The 3,592-nt window shown below is 65.4% G+C and carries 3 protein-coding genes; all 3 read right to left on the bottom strand.

Annotated elements, in window-relative coordinates; genetic code table 11:
• Positions 1–30: 30 nt before the first annotated feature.
• Positions 31–1,542 carry a leucyl aminopeptidase gene (locus FJ311_16035; protein ID MBM3952944.1) on the bottom strand — a complete coding sequence of 504 codons (1,512 nt, stop codon included), beginning with the start codon at positions 1,540–1,542 and terminating at the stop codon, positions 31–33.
• Positions 1,539–2,507 carry a flippase-like domain-containing protein gene (locus FJ311_16030; protein MBM3952943.1) on the bottom strand — a complete coding sequence of 323 codons (969 nt, stop codon included), beginning with the start codon at positions 2,505–2,507 and terminating at the stop codon, positions 1,539–1,541. The genes FJ311_16035 and FJ311_16030 overlap by 4 nt, the downstream gene beginning before the upstream one ends.
• Positions 2,508–2,591: 84 nt before the next feature.
• The coding region (gene amrS / locus FJ311_16025; GenBank protein MBM3952942.1) for an AmmeMemoRadiSam system radical SAM enzyme at positions 2,592–3,592 on the bottom strand (1,001 nt) is incomplete at its 5' end.

The following is a 3,592-nucleotide window of genomic DNA, read 5'->3' as shown; positions in this document are numbered from 1 at the left end:
ACCGTTGCAGGTGATAGAAGGCGACCTCGGTCATTCGTAGAAATCCGCCACCAGGCGATCGAGCAGCCGCACCCCGAAGCCGGTGCCGCCCTTCGGTACCGTCGGTTTCTCCTTATTGGTCCAGGCCATGCCAGCGATGTCGAGGTGCGCCCACGGCGTTTTGTCGACGAAACGCTGCAGGAATTGCGCCGCCGTGATGCTGCCGGCGTCGCGCGAGCCCGAGATGTTCTTCATGTCGGCGACGTCCGAATCCATCATCTTGTTGTAAGCCTCGTCCAGCGGCATCCGCCATACCCGCTCGCCGACCTTGCCGCCGGCCTCGATCAGGCGCGCGGCCAGTTCCTCGTCATTGGCGTAGAGCCCCGCGTATTCGTGGCCGAGGGCGATCACAATCGCGCCCGTGAGCGTCGCGAGGTCGATCATCAGCCGCGGCTTGAACCGGGTCTTGCCGTACCACAGCACGTCGGAGAGCACGAGGCGCCCTTCGGCGTCGGTGTTCTGAATTTCGATCGTCTGCCCGGACATGGACTTGACGATATCGCCCGGACGCTGGGCGTTGCCGTCGGGCATGTTCTCGACCAACCCAACCAGGCCGACCACGTGCGCCTTGGACTTACGTCCCGCGATCGACTTCATGGCGCCGATCACAGCGCCGGCGCCGCCCATGTCCCATTTCATCTCTTCCATTCCGGCGCCGGGTTTCAGGGAAATACCGCCGGTGTCGAAGGTCACGCCCTTGCCGATCAAGGCGACCGGGCCGGATTCCTTACCCTTCTTGGCCTTAGCCGCGCCGGCGCCTTTCCATTCCATCACCACCAGCTTCGATTCCTTGGCGCTGCCCTGGCCAACGCCCAAGAGCGCGTTCATGCCGAGCTTCTTCATTTCGGGAACGCCCAACACCTCGACCTTGACCCCGAGCTTCGAGAGCGTCTGCGCCTCCTTGGCGAGCGTTTCCGGATAAAGGACGTTGGGCGGTTCCGACACCAGATCGCGGGTGAAGAAAACCCCGTCGGCAATGCGCTCGAGCACGACGTAACGCGCGCGCGCCTTGTCCGGTTCGGCGACCAGGACCGTCGCCGCCCTGAGCGCGGGCTTGTCCTCGGCCTTTTCCTTGGTCCGGTACTTGTCGAAGCGGTAGGAGCGGAGCTTGATTCCGAACGCCAGTTCGGCGGCGAGTTCGGCTGTCGGTATCTTGCTCCCTTCCAGCGCATCGACCGCGACCGCGACCGAGGTCGCTCCGCCCTTGGCCAGCGCCGCGTAGGCCGTGCCGCCCGCTTCCTGCATCGTCATCGCGTCAATCTTTTTCGCTTCGCCGAGACCGACCAGCAAAATGACGTCGAGGCCCGAGCGCGCGGGTGCCAGCACCTGCAGGGTCTGGTTCTTCTTGCCCTTGAAGCGGCTCGCGGCGAGCGCGCGGGCGACCACGCCGCCGGTCGCCTTGTCGAGCGCCTTGGCGCTGGGGCTCAGCTTGCGCTCGGCATAGACGCCAACGACATAGGCGCCCCGGCGCGGCAGGGCAGGCTTAGCGAACGAAATCTTCATGGCCGTTGTCCTTCATTGGGGTCGAAAACTATACGGTGATCGTGGTCGAGCAACCAGAGGACGCCGCCCGGCAGGGCGATCGCGATTCCGACCAGCCCGGCCAGGATCGAGAGCGCGCCGGCGTCGTTTTCCGCCACCCCGACGAGGCCGAGGGACAGGATCATGGCGCCCTCGCGCACGCCCCAACCGCCGATCGAGATCGGCAAGGTGGCGGCGAGGATGACCGGCGGGATCAAGGCGAGACATTCGATCCACGTCACCGGAACCGCGAGTCCGCGCGCCAGGATAAAGACCGCGAACGTCAGGTTGAGATGGGTCAGCCCGCCCCATACCAGCAGCCGCATGAGCGGCCCGGGCGAGAGAAAAACCCGGCGCGTGTCGGCGGCGACGGCACGCAAACCGCGAACCGCCCGAAAGCGGTCCAGGGTCGGCGGCAACCGGTCGATCTGGAGCAGCAGCACGATCCCGACCAGACCGCCCGCGAGCGCCAGCAGCGCGACGAACAGCAACGTGCCTGCCATGCTCGTCTCGACCCGCCCGAACAGAATCGGGCTGGTGGCGGCGACCACCAACAGGAGCGCGAGGATGGTGCCCGCCCGTTCCAGGAACACGCCGTTAAAGGCCGGGGCCAAGCCGAGGCCCGCGCGATACGCCTTGTAGACGCGCATCGCGTCGCCGCCGACCGCAAAAACTTGGCCGAAGAACAAGCCGACGAAGAAGAAGCGGAGCGCCGATCCGTAAGGGAGTCGCGGCCCGACCGTATCCGCCACCACTTTCCAGCGCATGGCTCCGATCAGCGCTTGGACCAGGAACACGGCCAGCCCGGCCGCAAGCCAGAGGGGCGCCACTTGCCGGAGCCGCTCGCCGATGGCGCCCACGTCCATCTTCGCCTCGAACAGCCAGACGATCAGGCCGATGGAGACCAGGACCTTGAGCGCGAGGGCGATGAGTTGCTTGCGGGACATGGACGGGGAATCCGATAAGGAAACCCTGTCTAACAGGTCCCGCCGTCCCTGTCAGCGACCGCGCCCCGATAGGAGCGCATTTTATTATGCGCGCGGGGATTCGCCCGCGCGCCCAATGCGCACCGGAACGCGCTTGCGGCCCCAGTTTCCCGGCGGCCCCTCGAACACGCCCGGCAAGGGCTCGCCGCAGAACTTGCAGTCGCCCTTGTGATTGCCCTCGAACGTCAGGTTGCAGGCGGTCAGGTCGTACCAGTCGCGCTCGATCAACAGCCCGCCGCACTTGGCGCACCAGGTGCTGCCGCCCTTGGGGTCATGGACGTTGCCGGTGTAGACGTAACGAAGCCCGTTGCGCATGGCGATGGTCCGCGCGCGCGTGAGCGTCGCGGAAGGCGTTCGCGGCTTGTCGGTCATCTTCCAATCGGGGTGAAAGGCGGAGAAGTGCAACGGCACATCCGGCCCCAGCTCCGCGTTCACCCAGCGGCTGAGCGCGTCCAACTCCTCGTCCGAGTCGTTTTCGCCCGGAATGAGGAGCGTGGTGATTTCGAGCCAGGTCCGGGTCTCGCGCTTGATGTAGCGGAGCGTATCGAGCACCGATTCCAGGTGTCCGGTGCAGAGGTCGCGATAAAAGCGTTCGCTGAACCCCTTCAAGTCGACGTTGGCCGCGTCCATGTGCCGGTAGAATTCAGCGCGCGGCTCCGGGCAGATGTAGCCCGCCGTCACCGCCACCGTCTTGATACCACGCGCGTGACAGGCCTTGGCCACGTCGACGGCGTATTCGAGGAAGATCACCGGATCATTGTAGGTGAAGGCGACGCTGCGACAGCCGGTCTTTTCGGCGGCGCGGGCAATCGCCTCGGGCGAGGCCCGGTCGGCGAGCTTGTCGAATTCGCGCGCCTTGCTGATCGACCAGTTCTGGCAGAACTTGCAGGTCAGATTGCAGCCGGCGGTGCCGAAAGAAAGGATCGGCGTGCCGGGTAAAAAGTGGTTGAGCGGCTTTTTTTCGATCGGATCGATACAGAAGCCCGACGAACGGCCGTAGGTGGTGAGCACGATGCCGCCCCGATAACAGGCGCGCACGAAGCAAA

This window comes from Rhodospirillales bacterium (genome assembly GCA_016872535.1).
In the GTDB taxonomy this organism is placed as follows: Bacteria; Pseudomonadota; Alphaproteobacteria; order Rhodospirillales; family 2-12-FULL-67-15; genus 2-12-FULL-67-15.
The sequence above is the reverse complement of the archived record's forward strand: the minus strand, read 5'-3'. Positions and strand labels throughout refer to the sequence as shown.

Excerpts from the sequence above, each read along its gene's own strand:
- FJ311_16030 (MBM3952943.1), bottom strand. The coding sequence starts at position 2,507 with ATGTCCCGCAAGCAACTCATCGCCCTCGCGCTCAAGGTCCTGGTCTCC.
- FJ311_16035 (MBM3952944.1), bottom strand. The coding sequence starts at position 1,542 with ATGAAGATTTCGTTCGCTAAGCCTGCCCTGCCGCGCCGGGGCGCCTAT.